16 protein-coding genes, 1 rRNA gene and 1 pseudogene are annotated in these 24306 nt (G+C 21.9%); 12 read left to right on the forward strand and 6 right to left on the reverse strand.

Annotated elements, in window-relative coordinates; all coding sequences use genetic code 4:
* Positions 1 to 264: 264 nt before the first annotated feature.
* From nlpD to bioH, 3 genes are all read left to right on the forward strand, one after another.
* Positions 265 to 1302 (forward strand): murein hydrolase activator NlpD, encoded by a 1038-nt coding sequence (gene nlpD / locus AAGD61_RS00055; protein ID WP_341765013.1) that lies wholly within the window; start codon positions 265 to 267, stop codon positions 1300 to 1302.
* Between the two features lie 365 nt (positions 1303 to 1667).
* Positions 1668 to 5219, forward strand: coding sequence for an exodeoxyribonuclease V subunit beta (gene recB, locus AAGD61_RS00060; protein WP_341765014.1), 3552 nt, complete (start codon positions 1668 to 1670; stop codon positions 5217 to 5219).
* A 249-nt stretch (positions 5220 to 5468) separates the two neighbouring features.
* Positions 5469 to 6230, forward strand: a complete 762-nt coding sequence (gene bioH, locus AAGD61_RS00065) for a pimeloyl-ACP methyl ester esterase BioH (RefSeq protein WP_341765015.1) — start codon at positions 5469 to 5471, stop codon at positions 6228 to 6230.
* 150 nt (positions 6231 to 6380) lie between these two features.
* Here bioH and rplY read toward each other — a convergent pair whose 3' ends face one another.
* The 3 genes from rplY to purH form a co-directional block, all read right to left on the reverse strand.
* A complete protein-coding gene (gene rplY, locus AAGD61_RS00070; RefSeq protein ID WP_341765016.1) occupies positions 6381 to 6665 on the reverse strand; it encodes a 50S ribosomal protein L25 in 285 nt (94 codons plus the stop codon).
* Between the two features lie 258 nt (positions 6666 to 6923).
* Positions 6924 to 8195: a phosphoribosylamine--glycine ligase gene (purD, locus tag AAGD61_RS00075; RefSeq protein ID WP_341765017.1), complete on the reverse strand. Its 1272-nt coding sequence runs from the start codon at positions 8193 to 8195 to the stop codon at positions 6924 to 6926.
* Between the two features lie 19 nt (positions 8196 to 8214).
* The gene (purH, locus tag AAGD61_RS00080; RefSeq protein ID WP_341765018.1) at positions 8215 to 9807 is read right to left on the reverse strand and encodes a bifunctional phosphoribosylaminoimidazolecarboxamide formyltransferase/IMP cyclohydrolase; all 1593 of its coding nucleotides are present in this window, start codon (positions 9805 to 9807) and stop codon (positions 8215 to 8217) included.
* Positions 9808 to 10349: 542 nt separating this feature from the next.
* On the opposite strand from purH, the gene ftsB reads away from it, so the two are divergent.
* From ftsB to asd, 6 genes are all read left to right on the forward strand, one after another.
* Positions 10350 to 10652, forward strand: coding sequence for a cell division protein FtsB (gene ftsB / locus AAGD61_RS00085; RefSeq protein WP_341765310.1), 303 nt, complete (start codon positions 10350 to 10352; stop codon positions 10650 to 10652).
* Positions 10645 to 11364, forward strand: coding sequence for a 2-C-methyl-D-erythritol 4-phosphate cytidylyltransferase (gene ispD / locus AAGD61_RS00090; RefSeq protein WP_341765019.1), 720 nt, complete (start codon positions 10645 to 10647; stop codon positions 11362 to 11364). The genes ftsB and ispD overlap by 8 nt, the downstream gene beginning before the upstream one ends.
* Positions 11355 to 11837, forward strand: a complete 483-nt coding sequence (gene ispF / locus AAGD61_RS00095; protein ID WP_341765020.1) for a 2-C-methyl-D-erythritol 2,4-cyclodiphosphate synthase — start codon at positions 11355 to 11357, stop codon at positions 11835 to 11837. Before ispD ends, ispF begins: the two co-directional genes overlap by 10 nt.
* 675 nt (positions 11838 to 12512) lie before the next feature.
* Positions 12513 to 14468: a DNA helicase II gene (gene uvrD, locus AAGD61_RS00100; RefSeq protein WP_341765021.1), complete on the forward strand. Its 1956-nt coding sequence runs from the start codon at positions 12513 to 12515 to the stop codon at positions 14466 to 14468.
* Positions 14469 to 14841: 373 nt separating this feature from the next.
* Positions 14842 to 16376 (forward strand): 16S ribosomal RNA (locus AAGD61_RS00105).
* Between the two features lie 483 nt (positions 16377 to 16859).
* Complete coding sequence (asd, locus tag AAGD61_RS00110; RefSeq protein WP_341765022.1) at positions 16860 to 17972, forward strand: aspartate-semialdehyde dehydrogenase; 1113 nt, start codon at positions 16860 to 16862, stop codon at positions 17970 to 17972.
* Positions 17973 to 18095: 123 nt separating this feature from the next.
* On the opposite strand, the gene gyrB is transcribed toward asd, so the two are convergent.
* The 3 genes from gyrB to dnaA all read right to left on the reverse strand — a co-directional run bounded on the left by gyrB (position 18096) and on the right by dnaA (position 23156).
* Positions 18096 to 20504, reverse strand: a complete 2409-nt coding sequence (gene gyrB, locus AAGD61_RS00115) for a DNA topoisomerase (ATP-hydrolyzing) subunit B (RefSeq protein ID WP_341765023.1) — start codon at positions 20502 to 20504, stop codon at positions 18096 to 18098.
* Between the two features lie 164 nt (positions 20505 to 20668).
* Entirely contained in the window at positions 20669 to 21769 is a 1101-nt protein-coding gene (dnaN, locus tag AAGD61_RS00120) for a DNA polymerase III subunit beta (RefSeq protein WP_341765024.1), read from the reverse strand.
* 4 nt (positions 21770 to 21773) lie between these two features.
* Positions 21774 to 23156: a chromosomal replication initiator protein DnaA gene (gene dnaA, locus AAGD61_RS00125; protein ID WP_341765025.1), complete on the reverse strand. Its 1383-nt coding sequence runs from the start codon at positions 23154 to 23156 to the stop codon at positions 21774 to 21776.
* A 415-nt stretch (positions 23157 to 23571) separates the two neighbouring features.
* On the opposite strand from dnaA, the gene rpmH reads away from it, so the two are divergent.
* The 3 genes and pseudogenes from rpmH (at position 23572) to yidD (ending at position 24304) form a co-directional block, all read left to right on the forward strand.
* Complete coding sequence (gene rpmH / locus AAGD61_RS00130) at positions 23572 to 23715, forward strand: 50S ribosomal protein L34 (RefSeq protein ID WP_341765026.1); 144 nt, start codon at positions 23572 to 23574, stop codon at positions 23713 to 23715.
* Positions 23716 to 23727: 12 nt separating this feature from the next.
* A pseudogene (rnpA, locus tag AAGD61_RS00135) lies at positions 23728 to 24077 on the forward strand (ribonuclease P protein component).
* Positions 24050 to 24304 carry a membrane protein insertion efficiency factor YidD gene (gene yidD, locus AAGD61_RS00140; RefSeq protein ID WP_341765027.1) on the forward strand — a complete coding sequence of 85 codons (255 nt, stop codon included), beginning with the start codon at positions 24050 to 24052 and terminating at the stop codon, positions 24302 to 24304. The pseudogene rnpA and the gene yidD overlap by 28 nt, the downstream one beginning before the upstream one ends.
* Positions 24305 to 24306: the final 2 nt, after the last annotated feature.

Consider the following 24306-nt stretch of genomic DNA (forward strand, 5'->3'; position numbering starts at 1 on the left):
TGTAAATTATTATATTTATTAATAAATATATTTTTAATTTATTCTTAATAATATATTATTATTTATTTTTAGTTATTATATATTAATGTTAACATATTAATTTTTCATGAATTAATTTATATTTAATAATTATTTTAATAATTATTTTATTTTTATAGTATATATGTTATTAATAAAATTTATTTTTTTAAATAAATAAAATTTTATTTTATTTTTTTTTTTTTTTTTTTTTTTTTTTTTTTTTTTTTTTTTTGGAGAAACAGCATGAAAATTGTTGATTCTATTAATAAGATTAATTTTATATTTATCTTTTTATGTTTATTTTTTTATGGATGTTCAACTGAATATTATTTTGATAATTCATTTTTTAATGCAAATGAAAAAAAAAATGAGATTAAAAAAAACGTTTTTAAAAAAAATAATATAGATTTATTATTAAATATAAATATGCCTTTTTTAAATCAGAATTCGTCTAAAAGTATACAATATTCATCAATAATATTTTTAAATAATAAAAAAGTAAAATTTACTCGTGATTATAAAAAAATTAATAAAGGTAGTTATGAAAAAAAATTTTACAAAGTAAAACATGGAGATACATTATTTTATATTTCTTATATAACTGGTACTGATTTTTATGATTTAGCTTATAAAAATAATATTTTAGCACCTTATAGAATAAATGTAGGTCAAATAATAAATGTTGATTGTTCACAAAAAAATAATAATAAATCGGTTGAAAAATTAATAAAATTAAATAAAAAAGATATTGAATCAAATTCATCAAATTTATTTATAGATACTAAGAATAATAATATTATTAATGATAATACAATAAATAATAAAAAATCACTTTTACAAGTTCAAACAGAAAAAACTAATAAAATTATAAAAGAAAATTCAAATGATATAGCTAATTCAAGTAATTTATTTATTAAATGGCAATGGCCTACTGATGGTAAGATTATTGAAAAATTTTCTAATACATCTGGTGGAAATAGAGGGATAGATATTTCTGGAATACGTGGACAACCAGTTTTAGCATCTGCTTCAGGAAAAATTGTTTATGCTGGAAATGGATTACGTGGATATGGAGAACTTATAATTATAAAACATAATAGTGAATATTTAAGTGCATATGCTCATAATGAAAAATTATTGATATCAGATCAACAAGATGTTATAAAAGGACAAAAAATAGCTATGATGGGAAGCACTGATACTAATTCTGTTAGATTGCATTTTGAAATTCGTTATAAAGGAAAACCAGTAAATCCATTAAACTATTTGCCTAATAAATAAATTTTTGTATAAATAAATATTTAATTTGATTAAAAAAATTTACGATATTTTGAATAATTTTAGTTAAAATATTTAAATTTAATATTTTTATTAATATTTATATTTATTATAATTTCGTATTATTAATTTTATTAATATAATTAATTATTTTATATATATCTAATAATATATAAAAATATTTGTTTATAATTTTTTATTAAATAACTTATATTTATTTAAATATAATATGATATATGTTTTTTATGATTTATTTGATAATGTAACATATATTAATTAATTATACATTTTTATAACATTTTAATTATTTAAAAAAAATTATTTTTTATAACTATAAAAAATAATTTAAAATTAAAGAAGAACATTTTATGTTTGATATTTTTTCTTTTCCCTTAAAAGGAATATCATTAATAGAAGCATCAGCTGGTACTGGTAAAACTTATACTATAGGAATTTTTTATTTACGTCTTTTATTGGGTTTATGTATAAAAAACGTAATATCAAAACCATTTAGCGTTAAAGAAATTTTAGTTGTTACATTCACTGAAGCTGCTACAAATGAGTTACGTAAACGTATTCGTCAACGAATACGTGAAATGTATTTAGTTTGTTTAAGAAATGGTATTGGTTTTGAATCTAAACAAGAATATATGATTTTATTTAATGAATTACGTAATACAAAAAATATAAATTTGGCTATAAATTTATTATCAATAGCAGAATATTCAATAAATGAAGCTTCTATATATACTATACATAGTTTTTGTAAACGAGTTTTAACAACTAATGCTTTTGAATTTGGTCTTTTATTTAAAAATTCTATAATTAAAAATGAATCAATAATTCAAAAACAGGCTGTTGAAGATTTTTGGCGTTGTAATTTTTATAAATTAAATTATTCGATAACAAAAGTTATATTTTCCAATTGGAAAAATCCTGATGATTTATTTCGTGAAATACATCCTTTTTTAAAAAATAATTTTAAAATAATTTTGAATTTGTATAAAAATAAAGAAACTTTAATAGAAAGACATAATCGTTTAATTTCTATTATTAAAAATATAAAAAAAATATGGATTTTAAATGTTTGTGATTTTGAAAAAGTTTTTATTAATTCAAATATAAATAAAAGAATATATAGTTCTAGGTTTTTACCTTTTTGGTTAAAAAAAATAACTAAATGGGCTAAAGAAAAAACTGAAGATTATTTTTTAGATAAAGATCTTATACGTTTTTCTCAAAACGAATTAGATAAAAAATCAAAAAGTAATTATGGACCTAAACATATAGTTTTTGAACAAATAGAAAAATTATTTCTTGAGTTGTTTACTATTAAAGATATAGTAATACCTATGGCAATAAAACAAGTAAAAAAAAATATTGATTATGAAAAATATAATAGATCTGAAATAGGTTTTGATGATTTAATATCTGTTTTATATAAAATTTTAAATGTTAATAATAATAAAATATTAGCAAAATTAATTAATAAAAATTTCCCAGTAGCTATGATTGATGAATTTCAAGATACTGATTTACAACAATATTATATTTTTCAAAAAATATATAAGGGATTTAACGATACAATATTAATTTTTATTGGTGATCCAAAGCAATCTATATATTCATTTAGAGGCGCAAATATTTTTACATATTTTAAAGTCAAAAAACAAGTAGGTAATTGTTATACGTTAGATACTAATTATAGATCATCAAAAGATATGGTTAAAGCTGTTAATTATATCTTTTTTCGTTGTGATACACCATTTATTTTTGAACAAATTCAATTTAAACCTATAAATTTTTCACAAAATAATATATATAAAAAATTAATACATAATGGAAAAGAAGTTAAAGCACTTACTTTTTGGTATCTTGATGTAAAATCTGTTTCAGTTGCTGAATATGAACAAGCTGTTATAAAAAAATGTACATCACAAATTGTTGAATATTTAATTGGTGGTTTTAAAGGGACAAGTTATTTTTTTGATAATAAAGAAAAAAAAACTTTTATTTCCGGATCAGATATAACAGTGTTAGTTAGAACTCAACGTGAAGCATTATTAATATATAATGCATTAAGTGAACTCAATGTTTGTTCAATATTTAAATCAAATCAAGAAAGTGTTTTTTCAACTAAAGAAGCAAAAGAATTATTAATATTATTAAAAGCGATAATAAATCCAGAAAAGCATAATATATTGCGTAATGCATTAGCAACTAGTATTTTAAATTTAAATTTTGAAGATATTGAAAAATTTAATAATAATAAAGATTTTTTAATAAAAATAGTTAATGAATTTTATAATTATGCAATTATTTGGGATAAATATGGTTTTATGTATATGTTTAATTCATTAATGATAAAAAGAAATATTGTACAAAATTTTTTATTTGATGTTTATGATAATAGACGATTAACTAATATAATGTATATTATTGAATTATTACAAGAAGAATCATTTCATTTTGAAAATAAACATTCACTTATACGATGGTTAACTAGACAAATTTATGATCAAAATAAACGATTAAATACAGAACAAATTTGTGTTGAAGATGATAAAAATTTAGTTAAAATTAATACTATTCATAATTCTAAAGGATTAGAATATAAAATAGTTTTAATCCCGTTTGCTAGTAATTTTTTATTTAGATCAAATGGATTCTATTATGATCGTAAAGATTTTACTGTAAAGTTAGATTTATATAAAAGCGAAAAAACTAATATTTTAGCTGATGAAGAACGTTTATCAGAAGATTTACGTTTATTATATGTAGCATTAACTCGTTCAATTTATCATTGTAGTATAGGTATTGCTCCATTAATTAAAAATAACAAAAAAAATAATAAAAATACAGATTTGCATTTATCTGCTTTAGGTTATTTAATACAAAAAAAACAAGTTGGTAATTTTGAGTTTTTAAAAAATTCATTATTAAATATTAAAAATAAAAATATAGATATTAGTTTTATTGATTTATTTGAACCTAAAAAAAAATTAATTATAAAAAATGATAAAAATAATTTTTCAAAAAAAATATTTAATTATAATTATTATGATAATTGAAAAGTTATAAGTTATTCAGATTTAAATAAAAATAATTTTAAAAAAAAATATGGTTTTATATCAAAAATTGATTTTATTGATTCAAGATTAAAAAAAAATATAAATTCTAAATTAAACATTAATTTTTTACAAAATTTTAAAACAATAAAAATACCTTATAATTTTCCAAAAGGAATTATATCTGGAATTTTTTTACATAAAATAATGGAAAAAATTAATTTTTCTAAAAAGATATCATTAAAATGGTTAATTGAAGAATTAAATTATTTTGGTTTTGATGATGAATTAGTTTTTGAATTACAAAAGTGGTTGTATATTATTACTAATGTTTCATTAAATAATAATGGTTTATCATTGTCTGTTTTAAATAAAAAAGATTATATAAAAGAATTGCGATTTTATTTATCTATTAAAAATAAAATAGAATCAAAAGATATAGATAAAATTACTCATAAATATGATGAGATTTCTAAGTGTTGTTGTAAATTAAATTTTGAAAAGATACATGGAATGTTAAAAGGTTTTATAGATTTAGTATTTTTTTGAAAAGGTAAATTTTATTTATTGGATTATAAAACTAATTATATAGGTGGAAATTCTTCTTTTTATTCATCTATATATATAAAAAAAACAATAGTTAATCATCGATATGATTTACAATATCAGTTATATTCTCTTGTATTGCATCGTTATTTAAAACAAAAATTAATTAATTATAATTATAATGTTCATTTTGGTGGTATTTATTATTTATTTTTAAGAGGTATTGATAATATTAATTCTAAAAACGGACTTTTTTTTTATTATCCTTCTTTTGATTTTATTAATGAATTGGAAAATTTATTTTAAAAAAATATTTTATATAATTTATTATTTAATATAAAAAATATTTATATTTTTTTATATAGTAAATATTTAATTGATTTTGATTGTATTTTTTTATAAAATATTTTATATATAATAATAAAGCTATTTTATATAAGAAATTAATTTTATTTTAAAGTATAATGTAATATTGCATATACGTTTTTTATTTTAATAATAATTAAGTATATTTTAAAATTTTTTTATAAATTTTGATATTTTAAATTGATAATTATGACAAATTTATATTGGCGAATTATTGGAAAAGGGAAACAAAATATTATTTTATTACATGGATGGGGGTTAAATTCACAAGTTTGGAATACAATTATTCCAAAAATATCATCTAGGTTTCGTATTTATCTTATTGATTTACCAGGTTATGGTGTAAATTATAATTTTTCTCCTATGAATGTATCATCTATAGCAAATATTATTTGGGAAAATGCTCCAAAAGATTCTATTTGGCTTGGTTGGTCATTTGGAGGCTTAGTTGCTAGTCGTATTGCAATTGATCATTATAAACATATTAAAGGATTGATAACAGTTGCTTCTTCGCCTTATTTTATTTCTGATAAAAATGGATGGCCTGGAATTTCTAAAGAAGTAATTTCAAATTTTGAAAATCAATTAATAATGAATTATAAACATACAATTGAACATTTTTTAATGTTGCAAACATTTGGAACATTAAATTCTCAAAAAGATATTTATATATTAAAAAATGCAATTATTGAACAACCCATACCAACTGTAGAAAATTTAAGTGCTGGTATAAAATCTTTACGTACTGAAGATTTAAGAAAAGAGTTAAAAAATATATCTGTTCCTTTTTTGAGAATTTATGGGTATTTAGATAGTTTAGTTCCACGAAAAGTATCTATATTATTAGATAATATGTATCCAAAATCATCATCTATAATTATGCGTGATAGTGCGCATGCACCATTTATTTCTCATCCTGATGAATTTAGTAAATATATTTGTAATTTTTAATTAAAATTAATTATTTAGTATTGTGTAATTTAAAATATATTATATTTTTTTTGATTATAATTAAAATAAAAATTTTTACTTAAAAATTTTAACAAAAAATAAAAAAATGTTAAATAAATTAATGTTTTTGTTTTATTTAAAAATTAAATTTTAATTAATTATGATAAAATCAATATGTACAAATTTATTTTTGAATGGATGATATTGAATATCTTGAATTTTTACTTTTATTTTTTTTTTATCTAATATTAAATTTAATATTGAGTAGAAATCTTTATTATTTTTTTTATTTATTATTTCATTTTGCATGATTATAATATGAATAGGTTTTATATTATTTCCATAAATAATTGCTGGAGTTTTATTATTTTTTCGTAGTTTTTTACTGCTACTTTTGCCACAGTTATGTCGTGTAATTGCATTTATAGTTATCATTTTTTATTTTCTCTAATAAATATAATTTTATTTATAATAAATAGTATAGTTTTTTGTGAAAAATTAATTTATAAAGTAAAATTATCTTAAGTATAACAAAAAAATTATATATAGCAATAGATATAATCTAATGATGATTAAAATATAAAATTATTGTTATTTTAATATAAAAATATAATTTTCTAAAATATTAGATATATTAAAAAATTAAATTTTTTTGAAATTTAATAAATTAAAATTATATTTTATAATTTATTATTATATAGCGTGAAACCCAATATCGTTTCTATAATAACTATTTTCCCATTTGATTTTTTTAATTATTTCATAAGCTTTTTCTTTTGCTTGTATTATATCATATCCTAAAGCAGTAACACATAATACACGACCACCAGATGTAACAATTTTATTATTATTTATTTTTGTGCCAGAATGAAATATTTTAAAATCACTTGTTTCTTTTATAGGTAAATTATGAATTATATCTCCTTTTTTATAATATTCAGGATATCCAATAGAAGATATTACTACACTTAAGGAAAATCTTTTATCCCATAATAACGGATTATTTATAAGATCAGAGTTTATGCAGGAAAGACATAGTTCTACTAAATCAGATTTTAATCTCATAATTATTGTTTGCGTTTCTGGATCTCCAAGTCTACAATTAAATTCAATAACTTTAGGATTTCCTAATTTATCTATTATTAATCCTGCGTATAAAAACCCTTTGTAATTGTTGTTTTCTTCTTTTAATCCTTTTATTGTTGGATTAATTATTTGATCCATTATTCGTTTATATATTGTATCATTAACAATTGTTACAGGAGAATAAGCACCCATTCCTCCTGTATTTAGACCTGTATCATTGTTTCCAATACGTTTATGATCTTGACATGTTACAATCGGTATCATATTTTTACCATCGATTATTACAGTAAAACTAATCTCTTCACCATAAAGAAATTCTTCAATTACAATTTTGCATCCTGCATTGCCAAATAAATTACCGTTAAGCATATTTTTTACGGTATTTTTAGCAAAATTTAAATTATTAGCTATGATTACACCTTTACCTGAAGCTAAACCATCTGCTTTTATTACAATTGGAATTTTAATTTGATCTAAATAATTTAAAGCTGGTTTTAATTCTTTAAAAACTTTATAATTTGCAGTTGGAATTTTATATTTTTTTAGAAAATTTTTTGCAAAGCTTTTTGATCCTTCAATTTGTGCTGCTTTTTTAGTTGGTCCTAAAATAGTCATATTAGCTTCTTTAAATATATCAACTATTCCAATAACAAGTGGGTATTCTGGTCCTACAATAGTTAAGTCAATATGTTTTTTTTTAGCAAATTTTAATAATCCATTAATATCTGTTTCTAAAATATTTACATTTTCTATTAATGGTTCTAATGCTGTTCCAGCATTGCCAGGTGCAACATAAATTTTTTTTATTAATGGAGATTTTGATATTTTCCATGCAATAGCATGTTCTCGTCCGCCTTTTCCTATAATTAATATATTCATTTATATTCCTTTTAAGCAACTAATGTTTTAAGTGACGTATTTTAGTAAATATCATTGCAATATTATATTTATTAGCAATATTGATTGTATCAATATCACGAATTGATCCTCCAGGTTGGATGATACAAGTTACACCTATATCTGCTGCTATTTTGATACTATCACAAAATGGTAAAAAAGCATCAGATGCCATTGTACATCCATTTGTTTTTAAATTTGAGTCTATTGCTTTTAAATTAGCGATCTTAGCTGAATACACACGACTCATTTGACCTGCTCCAATACCTATAGTCATATTATTTTTTGCATATACAATTGCATTAGATTTTACAAATTTAGCAACTTTCCAAGATAAATTTGCATCATTTAATTCATTTTCTGTTGGATATCTTTTAGTAACTATAAAAAAATTTTCATTTTTTATAATATCAATATCGCTATTTTGAACTAATAATCCACCATTTACGCTTTTAAAATCAAAATTACTAATTGGTTTATTTAAATTTCCACAAGTTAATAATCGTATATTTTGTTTTTTTATAAGAATTTGTGATATATCATTATCGATATATGGAGCAATAATTACTTCAACAAATTGATTATTAATAATTGTTTCTAAAGTTATTTTATCTAATTTACGGTTAAATGCTATTATTCCACCGAATGCTGAAATTGGATCACATTTGAATGCATTAATATAACTTTTTTTTATATTATTTGAAATTGACACACCACAAGGATTTGAATGTTTTACTATAACACAGGCTGGTTTATCAAATGTTCTTACACATTCAATTGCTGTATTTGCATCTAATATGTTATTATACGAAAGTGTTTTTCCATGAATTTGTTTAAAAGTAGATATAGAATTTTCTTTTTGTTTTTTTTTTGTATAAAATGATGCTTTTTGATGATAGTTTTCACCATATCGTAAATCTTGTTTTTTTATAAAATTTAAGTTTAATGTATGAGGAAAATTTATTATTGATTTTTTATTTTTTGTATTGTTGTGATTATTAAAAAATTTTCCTAAATAATTTGCTATTGAACTATCGTATTCTGCGCTATATTCAAAAGCTTTGATAGCTAGATTAAAACGTGTTGATAAACTTAATGAATTTTTGTTTATATCCATTTCTTTTATAATTGATTCATAGTCTTGTTTGTCAGTTACAATTGTTATATCTCTATAATTTTTAGCGGCAGCTCGAATCATTGTGTTTCCACCAATATCGATATTTGTAAATGCATCTTCAATAGTACAATTTTGTTTTTTTATAATTTTTTTAAATGGATACAAATTTACAATAACAATATCTATTGTTGGTATATTATATAATTTCATTATATCGTCATCGACTCCACGACGGCCTAAAATTCCACCATGTAATTTTAAGTGTAATGTTTTTATTCTGCCATCCATTATTTCAGGAAAATTTGTATATTCTGAAATTTTTATTACTTTAATATTTGATTGAATTAATAAATCAGCTGTTTTATTTGTAGATATTAAATCTACTCCTCGTTTAGAAAGTTCTTTTGCGAAATTAACAATTTCTTTTTTATCAGAAACACTTAATATAGCTCTACGAATAGGACGAAATAATTGCATATTTATTTTTCTTTTATTAAATAAAATTTAATTTGTTATTTATGTAAAAAAAATAAAATATTTTTTATTTTATTTTTTTTTTTTTTTTTTTTTAAAACACATTATAAAATATTTTTTTTAAAAAATATTTTATATAAAAATTTTAATTAAAATATTAATATAAAATAATTATTTTGTTTTTATATTATTTAAAAAAATATAAAAAAATATTTTTTTAATAATTTTAGTTTAAATTTATTTTTTTTGTTTAGTTTTTATTATTATTTAAATATAATATTAAATTGTTTTTTTTAATATATAAATATAAGTCTTAGATAAATAATACATTAAATATTAGATATTAATTTATTAATAAGCAATTTTTTAAAAAAAACAAAAAATATTTATTTTGATAAGTTTATCATAAAATTGATAATTAAAAGTAAATTTTATTAATATTTTATTATTTTTATATTTTTTATAATTTTATAGTTACTTTTTTATTTATTTTTTTATATTTAATTTTAATTAATTATAATATTTTTTTTATGTTTATTTTTAGAATTAATAAATTAACACTATTATTGCTATTAATAATAATTTGGTTGCAATATTCTTTGTTTTTAGGTAAAAATGGTATATATGATTATTTAAAAGTTAAAAATGAAATTAAAATTCAAAAAGAATTAATTTATATTTTTAAAGCTCGTAATAAACAGCTTTTTATAGAAAATAATGATTTATATAATGGCTTGGAAGCTATAGAAGAACGAGCTAGAAATGATTTAGGAATGAAAAAAAACGAAGAAATTTATTATCATATTATTAATAAAAAAGATAATTATAGTAAAAATATTAATGATTAATAAAAAAAAAAGTAGTAAAAAAATTGTAGCAATTGTTCCAGCCGCTGGAATTGGAATTCGTATGAATTCTGATTTACCAAAACAATATTTATTAGTTGCAGGTAAAACTATTATTGAACATACGATTTATACTTTATTATTAAATAAAAATATTAAATTTATTGTAGTAGTTTTAAATGTTAATGATAGAATATTTTGTAATCTTGATATAGTTAAAAATTCTAAAATTATAACAGTTATTGGAGGTAAAGAACGTTCTGATTCTATTTTAGCTGGGTTAAATTTTTTATTTAGTAATTTTTATGATTATTGGGTATTAATACATGATGCTGTTCGCCCATGTTTACATCAAGATGATTTAAATAAACTTTTTCGAATTACAGTAAATGGTAATTGTTGTGGTGGAATATTAGGTATCCCTGTACGTGATACAATTAAATGTAGTTTTAAAAATTATCAAAATATTAGATATACTATTGATCGCAAAAATCTTTGGTATTCATTAACACCTCAAATTTTTCCATTATCATTATTACGTTATTGTTTATTAAATCTTAAAAAAAAAATATTTACTGATGAATCTTCTGTTCTTGAATATTATGGATACAATCCTATTATTGTTATTGGTAGAACTGATAATTTAAAGGTAACCTATCCAGAAGATTTATTATTAGTTGAATTTTATTTATTAAAAATGAATATATGAAAATAGGACATGGTTTTGATGTACATAAGTTTTGTAAAAAACGACAATTAATTATTGGTGGGGTAAATATTTCTTATAAATACGGTTTATCATCTCATTCAGATGGAGATGTACTTTTGCATTCTCTTATAGATGCAATTTTAGGAGCATCTTCATTAGGAGATATTGGTAAGTGGTTTCCTGATACAAATCCTAATTATAAAAATATAAATAGCCGTTTATTATTAAAAAAAGTATTTTATAGTGTTTTAATAAATAAATTTAATATTGGTAATATTGATATAACTATTTTAGCTCAAGAACCAATACTTTTGCCTTATATTATGCAGATGCGTATTAATTTATCAACAGATCTTAAATGTAATTTAGATCTTATTAATATAAAATCTACAACAACTGATAAATTAGGGTTCATTGGTAGAAAAGAAGGTATCGCATGTTTTGCTGTTGTTTTTTTAATTAAAAAAGATGATAAATAGTAAAAAAATTTTTTATTTTATGCAAATTATTTTAAATATGTTTATTTTTTTTATCTTTTTTAATATTGTTTTAAAATTAAAATATTTACTATAATTTTATTATAATAATTAAAATATTTTTTATTTTATTTTATATATTTTATTTTAATAAATAATTGTTTTTTAATTTTTTTAATTTTTAATTAATTTATTATTTTTACTGTTGTAATTAGTTATAATTATATACATTTTATTAAATTAATAGTTATGAAAATTAATAATTAATTTTAATTATAAAAAATTGAAATTAATTAAATATATTTTTTTAAAATAATATTTTTAGAATAAATATATTAATTATTTTTAAATATTTTTTAAAAAAATAATAAAAAATATATTTTAAAAAAAATTACATTAATTTCTTTTTTTAAAAAAAATATATTTTAATATTTTAAATAATTTGAATAATTATTTTTTATTAAGTTTTAATATAAAATATAATTTTATTAAAAGATAATATTTAAATTAAATTTTTACGTTAAAACTATAATTATGTTATCTTATAAATTTAATTTGTATTATTTTTATATTATTTATATAATAATTATTTTTGGTATTTTATTTAAAAATATATATTTATAAACAAATATTTTAATTTTATAAATAAATTTATCTATTTTATTAATAAAACAAATTATGGATATATCTTTTTTATTAAAAAATTTAAATGAAAAACAACTTGAAGTTGTTTCTGCTCCAGATGATGTTAATTTATTAGTTCTTGCTGGAGCAGGAAGTGGTAAAACAAGTGTATTAGTTTATCGTATTATTTGGTTAATATCAGTTAAAAAAAAACCTCCTTTTTCTATATTAGCAGTAACATTTACTAATAAAGCAGCATTGGAAATGAAGCAACGTATTAATCAATTACTTATTATTAAAGAGGAAATTTGGATTGGTACGTTTCATAGTTTGGCATATCGTTTATTACGTAAACATTATATGTATGTAAATTTACCAAAAGATTTTCAAATATTAGATAATGATGATCAAATTTGTCTTATTCGTAGATTATTGAATGTTTTAAATTTAGATGAAAAAAAATGGTCTCCAAGTAATTGTTTAAAATATATTAATACTAAAAAGAATAATGGGATACGTCCTTATAATATTAAAATTTATGATGATAAAATAGAAGAAACATTTTTAAAAATATATCAAATATATCAAGATACTTGTGATAGATCTGGTTTAGTAGATTTTTCTGAATTATTATTAAGAGCTTATGAATTATGGTTGAATAAGCCTGATATATTACAGAATTATCGTAATAGATTTAAAAATGTTTTTATAGATGAATTTCAAGATACTAATACCATTCAATATATATGGTTTTCTAAACTTGTTGGCGACAAAGGAAATGTAATGATTGTTGGCGATGATGATCAATCAATTTATGGTTGGAGAGGAGCTGAAATAGAAAATATAAAACGTATTTTTAATGATTTTTCTAATTTAAAAATTATTCGTTTAGAACAAAATTATCGCTCTACAAATAATATTTTAAAAGCAGCAAATGCTTTAATATCCAATAATAGTATTCGTATGGGAAAAAATTTATGGACAAATTGTGATAATGGGGAACCTATTTTAATTTATTGTGCATTTAATGATTTAGATGAAGCTTTATATGTAGTAGAGCAAATAGAAAAAATATATAAAAATAATGGTATGTTAAAAAATTGTGCAATTTTATATCGTAGAAATATTCAATCTAGATTATTAGAAGAAGTTTTAATACAAAAAAGAATTCCATACAAAATATGTGGTGGAAAACGATTTTTTGAGCGAAAAGAAATTAAAGAAGTACTTTCTTATTTAAGATTAATTTTAAATAGTAATGATGATTCATCTTTTGAACGAATAATTAATATACCTCATAGGGATATTGGAAAAATGACATTAAGTATTATTCGTCAATTTTCATCTAAACAACAATTAACTTTATGGAAAACTTGTGAATATTTACTTTTTAAAAATATGTTTTCAAAAAGAGCAAATATTGCAATTAAACATTTTTTAGAATTAATAATGTTATTAAAAAATGAAATTCAAAATAATCCATTACATATTCAAGTATCTAAAGTAATTGAAATTTCAGGATTATTAGAAATGTACAAACAAGAAAAAAATGAAAAATCACAAAATCGTATTGATAATTTAAATGAACTTTTAAAATTAACTTTTAATTTTTCTGTTCAAGATGAATATCGAGATTTACATTTATTACAGGCATTTTTGTCTTATGTAGCATTAAATTCAAATGAAGAAAAAACAAATCTTGATCAAGATGCAGTACAATTAATGACATTACATTCTGCTAAAGGACTTGAATTTCCAATTGTTTTTATTATAGGAGCTGAAGAAGGTTTATTTCCAAGTCAAATGTCTATGTTAAAAAATAAACGTGTAGAAGAAGAAAGACGATTAGCTTATGTAGGAATTACTCGTGCTATGAAAAAACTTACAATTACATATGCAGAAACTCGTCGTTTATATGGTAAAAATATTTTTTTACGGCCATCTAGGTTTATTAAAGAATTACCTAAAGAATGTATTAAAAAAAGCATTTTTAGAGATAAAAAATTTTAAAATTATAAAAAATAATTTTATTATATATTATATTTATACGGAATAATATAAATTATAGTTTTTTATTATTTTTTATATTTTTATTATAAAATTGTTGATTTATAATTATTTTATATTTTTCTAAAAAAATATAAAATATTTTTTATAAAATATTGTTATTAAAAATGCAAATTATAATTAAAAAAGCTTGACATTAAGCTATATATATATATATTATTTAAGGGAAAAATGATTTATTAATGTTCTTTTACAATTTATCAAGAAATTTGTGTGGGCGCTTACAATTTTATTCAAAAAAATAGTATTTTGTTTTACTTCTTGAAGAATAATTAAGATATTTTAAAAATATTTATTTTTTAAGAAAAATGATTTTTAATCGAAGAGTTTGATCATGGCTCAGATTGAACGCTGGCGGCAAGCCTAACACATGCAAGTCGAGCGGTAACAGAATTTGCTGACGAGCGGCGGACGGGTGAGTAATGTATGGGGATCTGCCCAATAAAGGGGGATAACTATTGGAAACGATAGCTAATACCGCATAAACTCTAATGAGAAAAGCAGGGGAACTTAGGTCCTTGCGTTATTGGATGAACCCATATGGGATTAGCTAGTAGGTGTGGTAATGGCTCACCTAGGCTACGATCCCTAGCTGGTCTGAGAGGATGATCAGCCACACTGGAACTGAGACACGGTCCAGACTCCTACGGGAGGCAGCAGTGGGGAATATTGCACAATGGGCGAAAGCCTGATGCAGCTATGCCGCGTGTATGAAGAAGGCCTTAGGGTTGTAAAGTACTTTTAGTCGTGGAGAAAAACATCAATGCTAATATCATTGGTATTTGACATGATCGACAGAAAAAGCACCGGCTAACTCCGTGCCAGCAGCCGCGGTAATACGGAGGGTGCGAGCGTTAATCGGAATTACTGGGCGTAAAGAGCACGTAGGCGGTTAATCAAGTTAGATGTGAAAGCCCTAGGCTTAACTTAGGAATGGCATCTAAAACTAATTAGCTAGAGTTTTGTAGAGGGAGGTAGAATTCCATGTGTAGCGGTGAAATGCGTAGAGATATGGAGGAATACCAGTGGCGAAGGCGGCCTCCTGGACAAAAACTGACGCTAAGGTGCGAAAGCGTGGGGAGCAAACAGGATTAGATACCCTGGTAGTCCATGCTGTAAACGATGTCGATTTGAAAGTTGTTTCCTAGAGGAATGGCTTTCGGAGTTAACACGTTAAATCGACCGCCTGGGGAGTACGGCCGCAAGGTTAAAACTCAAATGAATTGACGGGGGCCCGCACAAGCGGTGGAGCATGTGGTTTAATTCGATGCAACGCGAAGAACCTTACCTACTCTTGACATCCAGAGTATTTTACAGAAATGTTTAAGTGCCTTCGGGAACTCTGAGACAGGTGCTGCATGGCTGTCGTCAGCTCGTGTTGTGAAATGTTGGGTTAAGTCCCGCAACGAGCGCAACCCTTATCCTTTGTTGCCAGCGATTTAAGTCGGGAACTCAAAGGAGACTGCCGGTGATAAACTGGAGGAAGGCGGGGACGACGTCAAGTCATCATGGCCCTTACGAGTAGGGCTACACACGTGCTACAATGGCATATACAAAAAGAAGCAAACTTGCAAAAGTAAGCGAAACTTATAAAGTATGTCGTAGTCCGGATTGGAGTCTGCAACTCGACTCCATAAAGTCGGAATCGCTAGTAATCGTAGATCAGAATGCTACGGTGAATACGTTCCCGGGCCTTGTACACACCGCCCGTCACACCATGGGAGTGGGTTGCAAAAGAAGTAAATAGCTTAACCTTTTTTTTGGAGGGCATTTACCACTTTGTGGTTCATGACTGGGGTGAAGTCGTAACAAGGTAACCGTAGGGGAACCTGCGGTTGGATCACCTCCTTACTATTGAATATTTTGTTAAGCGTTCACACAATTTTCTTGATATATCTAAAAGATGTTAATTTTTGTTTTTTTATGTTTACAACATTTTTTTTAAAATATTAAATATAAAAATATTTTTTTATAGATATGTTATTTTTATTTTAAATAAAATTTAAGTATAGAATATATGTTATGATTTTTTAAGTAATGTTTTGTTTTAAAATGTTTATTAAAATACTGACGTTTTATATATCATCAATTGTTTCTAATTATTTATTAAATATATTAAAATATTAATATTTTTTGTATTAAATATTTAATTTTATATTCGTTATTGAAAAACATTAAATTTTATTAATATTTAATATTATTATATTGTATATTTTTTAGAATTTTTTTTAAAAAAAATAAATTTTATATAATAATTTAATTTAATGTATAATTAAATTATTTTTTTTATTAATGATTTTATTTTTTAATAGTTAAAATTTTAGGAATAGTTGAATGAAAAATGTAGGTTTTATTGGATGGCGTGGTATGATAGGATCTGTTTTAATACAAAGGATGTTAGAGGAAGGTGATTTTAATACTATCAATTCTATATTTTTTTCAACATCACAATGTGGTCAAAAAGTTCCATTTAATAATAAATATAATAATATATTACAAGATGCTTTTAATATTGATCTATTAAAAGAATTAGATATTATTATTTCTTGTCAAGGTGCTGGTTACACTAGTAACATTTATTATAAACTTCGTAAGTGTGGTTGGGATGGATATTGGATAGATTCTTCGTCATTTTTGCGTATGAAAAATGATGCAATTATTATTTTGGACCCAATTAATTATAATAATATTAAAAATGGGTTAAATAATGGTATTAAAACATTTATAGGTGCTAATTGTGTAGTAAGTTTAATGCTAATGTCGTTAGGAGGATTATTCTTAAATAATTTAGTTGAATGGGTATCAGTATCAACATATCAAGCTGCTTCAGGTGCAGGTTCGAATTATATTCGTGAATTATTATTGCAAATGGGTATTTTGTATGATCAAGTATCTAAAGAGTTATTTAATAAGCCTTCTATTATTTTAGATATTGAAAAAAAAATAACTAATTTTATGCGTTGTGATAAAATGTTAACTGATGCTTTTAGTGTACCTTTAGCTTGTAGTTTTATTCCTTGAATTGATAAAGAAACAAAAAATGGACAAAGTTTTGAAGAATGGAAGTGTCAAGCAGAAATAAATAAAATATTATTAACCAATAATAATATTATTTATGTAGATGGAATATGTGTTCGTATTGCTTCATTACGTTGTCATGGTCAAGCTTTTACGTTAAAATTAAAAAAAAATTTATCTTTAAAAGAAATTGAACATATTATTATTTCTAATAATTCTTGGGTAAAATTAATACCTAATAATTATAAAAATACAATTTATGAATTAACCCCAACTGCTGTTACTGGTAAATTAACAGTTGCAATTGGACGGTTACGTAAATTAAATATAGGTTCTAAATATATATCAGCTTTTTCTGTTGGGGATCAGTTATTATGGGGCGGGGCTGAACCAATAAGGCGTATGTTAAAAATTTTATTATGATTTTAGTAAAATATATTTTTTTATTAATTTGTTCTAGAATAAAATTATTTTAAAAATATATATTTAATTTTGCTTAAATATTAGTTATAATATATTAATGTTATTATTTTTAGTATTGTTTAAAACATATTAAAAATCAATATGTTTTGCTTTTAATGCATTTTCTTCGATAAATGCACGACGAGGTTCAACTGAATCACCCATTAGTTTTGTAAATAACAAATCAGTTGAAATTGCATTTTTTATAGTAATACGTATCATATTACGTGTAAGAGGATTCATTGTTGTTTCCCAAAGTTGAATAGGATTCATTTCACCTAATCCTTTATAGCGTTGAATAGATAACCCACGACGTGATTCTAAGTTAAGCCAATCAACTGCTTCTTTTAAATTGTTTATATTTTTATAATTTTCTCCGCGTTTTATATAAGCGTTTTTTTTGATTATATTTGAGATTGAATTATTGAAATTTATTATATTTTTATATTCGTTAGAATTAAAAAAATTATAATTAAAATTGTAGCTATTATTAGTTCCATTGTGGTTTATTAAAATTGTAAATTCATATAATTTTGATTCATTATTTTTAGTAATAGTATATTTAAAATTATCATTAAATTTTTTATTGTTTTCTAATTTATTAATAAGTTGTTTTATCCATTTATTTATTTTTTTTATATTTCTAAAATCATTTTCTGTTGGTGATTTTTGGTAAAATAAATTATTTAAAAAATATTTTGGATATAAATATTCAAATTGTTGTGTTATTTGATTTATTGAATTAAATTCAATAATTAATTTTTTTAATTTTTCTTTATTTATTGCTGGTAATTTTGTATCTAAAAAAAGCTCTGCTCCATCAAGAGCTATAGAAAATAAAAACTCGTCTAATTCTTCGTTATTTTTAATATAATATTCTTTTTTTCCTTTTTTTATTCTATATAAAGGTGGTTGAGCTATATACAAATGTCCTCGTTCAATTATTTCAGGTAGTTGACGATAAAAAAAAGTTAAAAGTAATGTTCGTATATGAGAACCATCAACGTCAGCATCAGTCATTATTATTATGCTATGATAACGTAATTTATCTGGATTATATTTTTCATTTCCAATTCCACAATCAAGTGCTGTAATAAGTGTGGCTATCTCTTGAGAAGATAACATTTTATCGAAACGAGCTTTTTCAACATTTAGTATTTTACCTTTTAAAGGTAAAATAGCTTGATTTTTTCTATTACGACCTTGTTTTGCTGATCCTCCAGCAGAATCTCCTTCTACAAGATAAAGTTCAGATAAAGCTGGATTTCGTTCTTGACAATCCGCTAATTTTCCAGGTAAAGAAAATAAATCTAATACGCTTTTACGTGTAATTTCTCTTGATTTACGAGCTGCTTCACGAATGCGTGCTGCATTTATTATTTTATTAACTATTATTTTTGCATCATTGGGATTTTCTAGTAAATATTCATTAAAATGTTCATTCATTATTGTTTCAACAGCAGTTTTAACTTCCGTTGATATAATTTTTTCTTTGGTTTGAGACGAGAATTTAGGATTAAAAACTTTTACAGATATAATTGCAATTAAACCTTCTCTCATATCTTCTCCTGTTACATTGATTTTAGATTTTTTTTGATAACCTTCTTTATCCATATAATTATTTAAAGTACGAGTTATAGCAGTTCTAAAACCAGCAAGATGGGTTCCGCCATCACGTTGTGGGATATTGTTAGTATAACAATAAACATTTTCTTGAAAATCATTGTTCCATTGCATTGCAATTTCAACGTTAATTTTATTTTTTTCTTTTAATATATAAAATATTGAATTATGAATAGTAGTTTTATTACCACGTAAAAATTCAATAAAAGATTTTATTCCTCCTGTGTATCGGAAATGTTCTTTTTTATTACTACGTTGATCAAAAAGCTTAATAGAAAGTTTTGAATTAAGAAAAGATAATTCTCGTAAACGTTTTTCTAAAATATTGTAATCAAATTTTGTTATAATTTTAAATATATCCATGCTTGGCCAAAAACGTATAAATGTACCAGTTAAAATAGTTTTTCCAATTATTATTAATTTATCTTGTGGTATCCCATTTTTATAAATTTGTTTATGAATTTTACCGTTTCGATTAATTATTAATTCTAATTTTTTAGATAATGCATTAACAACAGATATTCCTACTCCATGTAACCCGCCTGAAATTTTGTATGAATTGTTATCAAATTTACCACCTGCATGTAAAATTGTCATGATAACTTCTGCAGCAGATACACCTTCTTCATGAATTTCTGTTGGAATTCCACGTCCGTCATCTTGAATTGAAATTGAATTATCAGAATAAATTGTTATAATTATATTTTTGCAGTAGCCAGCTAAAAATTCGTCTACAGCATTATCTATAACTTCAAAAACCATATGATGAAGACCTGTTCCATCATCTGTATTTCCAATATACATTCCTGGACGTGTACGTACTGCATCTAATCCTTTTAATATTTTTATACTTGAAGAATCATATATGTTAGACATTAAAATTCCTATTTTTTTAAGTTTAATGTATTTATTTTATTTTTAAATATATTATTTAATAAAATATATTTTTGTAATTAATAATACTTATTTTACATAATTTTTATATAAAATAATATTTTGTATTTTTTTTTAAAAATATCAATTTTTTATTATTTTTTATTTTATAAACGTATAGGCATTACAATATAAATTAAATTGTTATTTTCTGGATTTTTTATTAGTACACTGGAATATGCATCATTAAACAGAAATTGAATTTTTTTACTTTTTATTGTATTTAATATATCTAAAATATAATTTATATTAAGATGAATTTCTGTATCTACATCATTATATATAATATCAATAATTTCTTCTGCTATTTCTTGCTCTATGTTGTTTGAAGTTATTTTTAATTGATTTTTAGAAAAAAATAATTTAGTTACTAATAATTTTTTATTTGATAAAATAGCAGTACGTAAAAATGCTTGTTTTAATAATTCACAGGGTGCTTCTAAAGTTTTTTTATAATTTTTATATAAAATTTGTTTATAATTTGGAAAATTTCCATCAATTAGTTTTGATGTAAATATAATATTATTTAAAATTATACGAATGTTATTATTGCCAATTTGTAATTCTATTAAAGTTTCACTATTGTCTAATAATCGTAATAATTCAATTACCCCTTTTCTTGGTAAAATCATAAAATGATGTGGTAATAGTTCATTAATTTTAACAGAACAAATTGAAAGTCTATGTCCATCTGTTGAAACAGATCTTATGGTTTTTTCTTTTATTTCAAATAATATCCCATTGAGATAATAACGAATATCTTGTTGAGCCATAGAAAATTTAGTTGTTTCAATTAAATATTTTAATGTTGCTTGTGATATAAAAAAATTTATTTTAGTTTTCCAAATATTTATGTTTGGAAAATTAATGGATGGTAATGTTGATATTGAAAAATAACTTTTATTAGATTTTATAATTAATTTATTATCATAAAATTCTAATTTTAGAATAGAGTTATCTGGTAAATTACGGCATATATCGTAAAATTTACGAGCTGGGATTGTTATTGATTCAATTTTATATTTTTGATTTAAGTAAATGTTAGTAATTATTTCAATTTCTAAATCAGTTGCAGTAAATTGCAATACATAATCTTTTATATTTAATAATAAATTATTTAAAATCGGTAAAGATGGTTTATTACTTATAATATTGTTAATTTGATGCAATTCTTTTAATAATTTCTCGCGTTTTATAATTAATTTCACAATTTTATAATGATAGTATTTTGATTAAGTTAGAAAAATCTTCTTTTATATTATGATTTTTTTTTAATAATTCTTTAATTGTACGACAAGCATGTAAAACTGTAGTATGATCTCTTCCTCCAAATGATTGTCCTATTTCGTGCAAACTGTGATTTGTTAATTTTTTTGATAACGCCATAGCTATTTGACGAGGACGTGAGATATAACGAGATCGACGCTTAGATAATAAATCTGTAATTTTTATTTTATAATATTTTGATATTGTTTTTTGTATATTGTCAATAGTTATTAATTTTTTTTTTATTGTTAATAAATCACGTAATGTTTCTTTAACAAAATTAATTGTAATTTCATGTTTAGTAAGATTTGAATTAGCAATAACTAGATTAAGAGCTCCTTCTAATTCTCGAACGTTAGAACAAATTTGTTTTGCAATAAAACAAGCTACTTCATTAGAAATTGTTATTTTATTTTCATCGGCTTTTTTCATTAAAATAGCTATTCGTGTTTCTAAATCTGGTGGTTCTATTGCGATTGTTAAACCCCAACTTAAACGAGATTTTAATCTTTCTTCTATACCATTAATTTCTTTTGGATATCTATCAGAAGTTAAAATTATTTGTTGATTATGTTCAAATAATGTATTAAATGTATGAAAAAATTCTTCTTGAGAACGTTCTTTATTAGCAAAAAATTGAATATCATCTATAAGTAATGCATTTAAAGAACGATAATAATGTTTAAAATCTTCAATTACGTTGTTTTGTAATGCTTTAACCATATTTTGTACAAATTGTTCTGAATGTATATAAACAATACGAATATTTTTTTTATTTTGTATAATATTATTTGCTATAGCATGCAGTAAATGTGTTTTACCTAAACCAGTTTCACTGTATAAAAATAATGGATTATATTTTTTTCCTAAATTTTTTGCAATTTGTTTTGTTGCTGCAATTGCTAATTGATTTGATTTTCCTTCAATAAAATTATCAAAAATATGTTTTTTATTTATTTTAGGATAAAAATTAAATTTTAATTCATAAATATTTTTATTTTTTTCTATTGATTTTGATTTTGTAAAAATTTTATTTGTATTATTAATATTATTATTTTGTAAATTTTTTTGTATAATAACAATTGGTTTATTTCCTATTTTTAACTGAAGTTTTGGAACATTTGATCCATGAATATTATTTAATAATGTATTTATATTATTCATATATTTGTCTTTTACATATTTAAATACAAAACGATTTGGTGCATAAAGTATTAGTATATTATTATTTAGCTCAGCTTGTAATGGTCGTATCCACATACTGAATTCTGTAGTAGGTAATTCATGTTGTAATTGTTTAAGACATCGCTGCCAAAGCGAAAGTAACACGTTGAACTCCATAAATTATGTAAAATAATTTATTAAATGAATAGTTTTATGATCATATAGTAAAATTTTAATTAGATCTTTATTCTTTTATATAATTTTATAGATCTTAATTAATAAAAAATATTTTAAAATTAAAAAAAATTATTGATTAACTAAAATAGTTTATTGTGATTTTTATTATTATTTAATATTGATATCAAAATATTTTGAAGAAGGTTATTGTTTTTTTTATATCAGTAGTTATAATTGAAAAAAATATAAAAATAAAATATTTATTAATATAAAATAACATAAAAGTTAATATTTTAATAAAATAATAAATTATATAGAAGTAAATTTTAAATAATTTATTATAAAAATAATAATTTTAAAATAAAATGTTATTAAAATAATAAAAAATTTTGGATAAAGTTTTATGAAACGTACTTATCAACCATCTATAATAAAACGTAATCGTTCACATGGGTTTCGTGCACGTATGTCTAGTAAAAATGGTCGTTATATTTTATCTAGACGTCGTTCTAAAAAACGTACGCGTTTAACTGTTTCTTCTAGTTAAAGATAATTTAATATGAACAGTTTAATATTTTCTAAAAAAAATCGTTTATTAACTTATAAAAGTTTTAATAATGTTTTTAAGAAACATCAATTATCTAATTCAATAGAGGTAAAAATTTTTGGTTGTTTAAATGGGCTTGGATATCCTCGTATAGGTATAATTTTTGTAAAAAAAAAATTAAATACGCTCATGAACGAAATAGAATAAAACGAATAATTCGTGAGTATTTTCGTTTGCATCAGCATGAACTATATTCAATGGATTTTATTGTTTTAATAAAAAAAAATATAGTTAATTTTCATAAAGATAAAATAACACATTTATTAAATAAAATATGGCATTGTTACAATCATTTTGTATAAAAATTTTAATTATGTTATTGATTGCTTATCAAGCATTTATTAGTCCTTTATTAGGTAAAAATTGTAGATTTGATCCAACGTGTTCTAATTATGGAATTGAAGTATTATGTAGATTTGGTTTGTTTAAAGGTATCTTTTTAATGATAAAACGTATATTGAAATGTAATCCTTTGCATCCTGGAGGAAAAGATCCTGTTGTGTTTAAAAATATAGGTAATAGAGAATAAAA

This window comes from Candidatus Providencia siddallii (assembly GCF_964026685.1).
Classification (GTDB): Bacteria; Pseudomonadota; Gammaproteobacteria; order Enterobacterales; family Enterobacteriaceae; genus Providencia_A; species Providencia_A siddallii_A.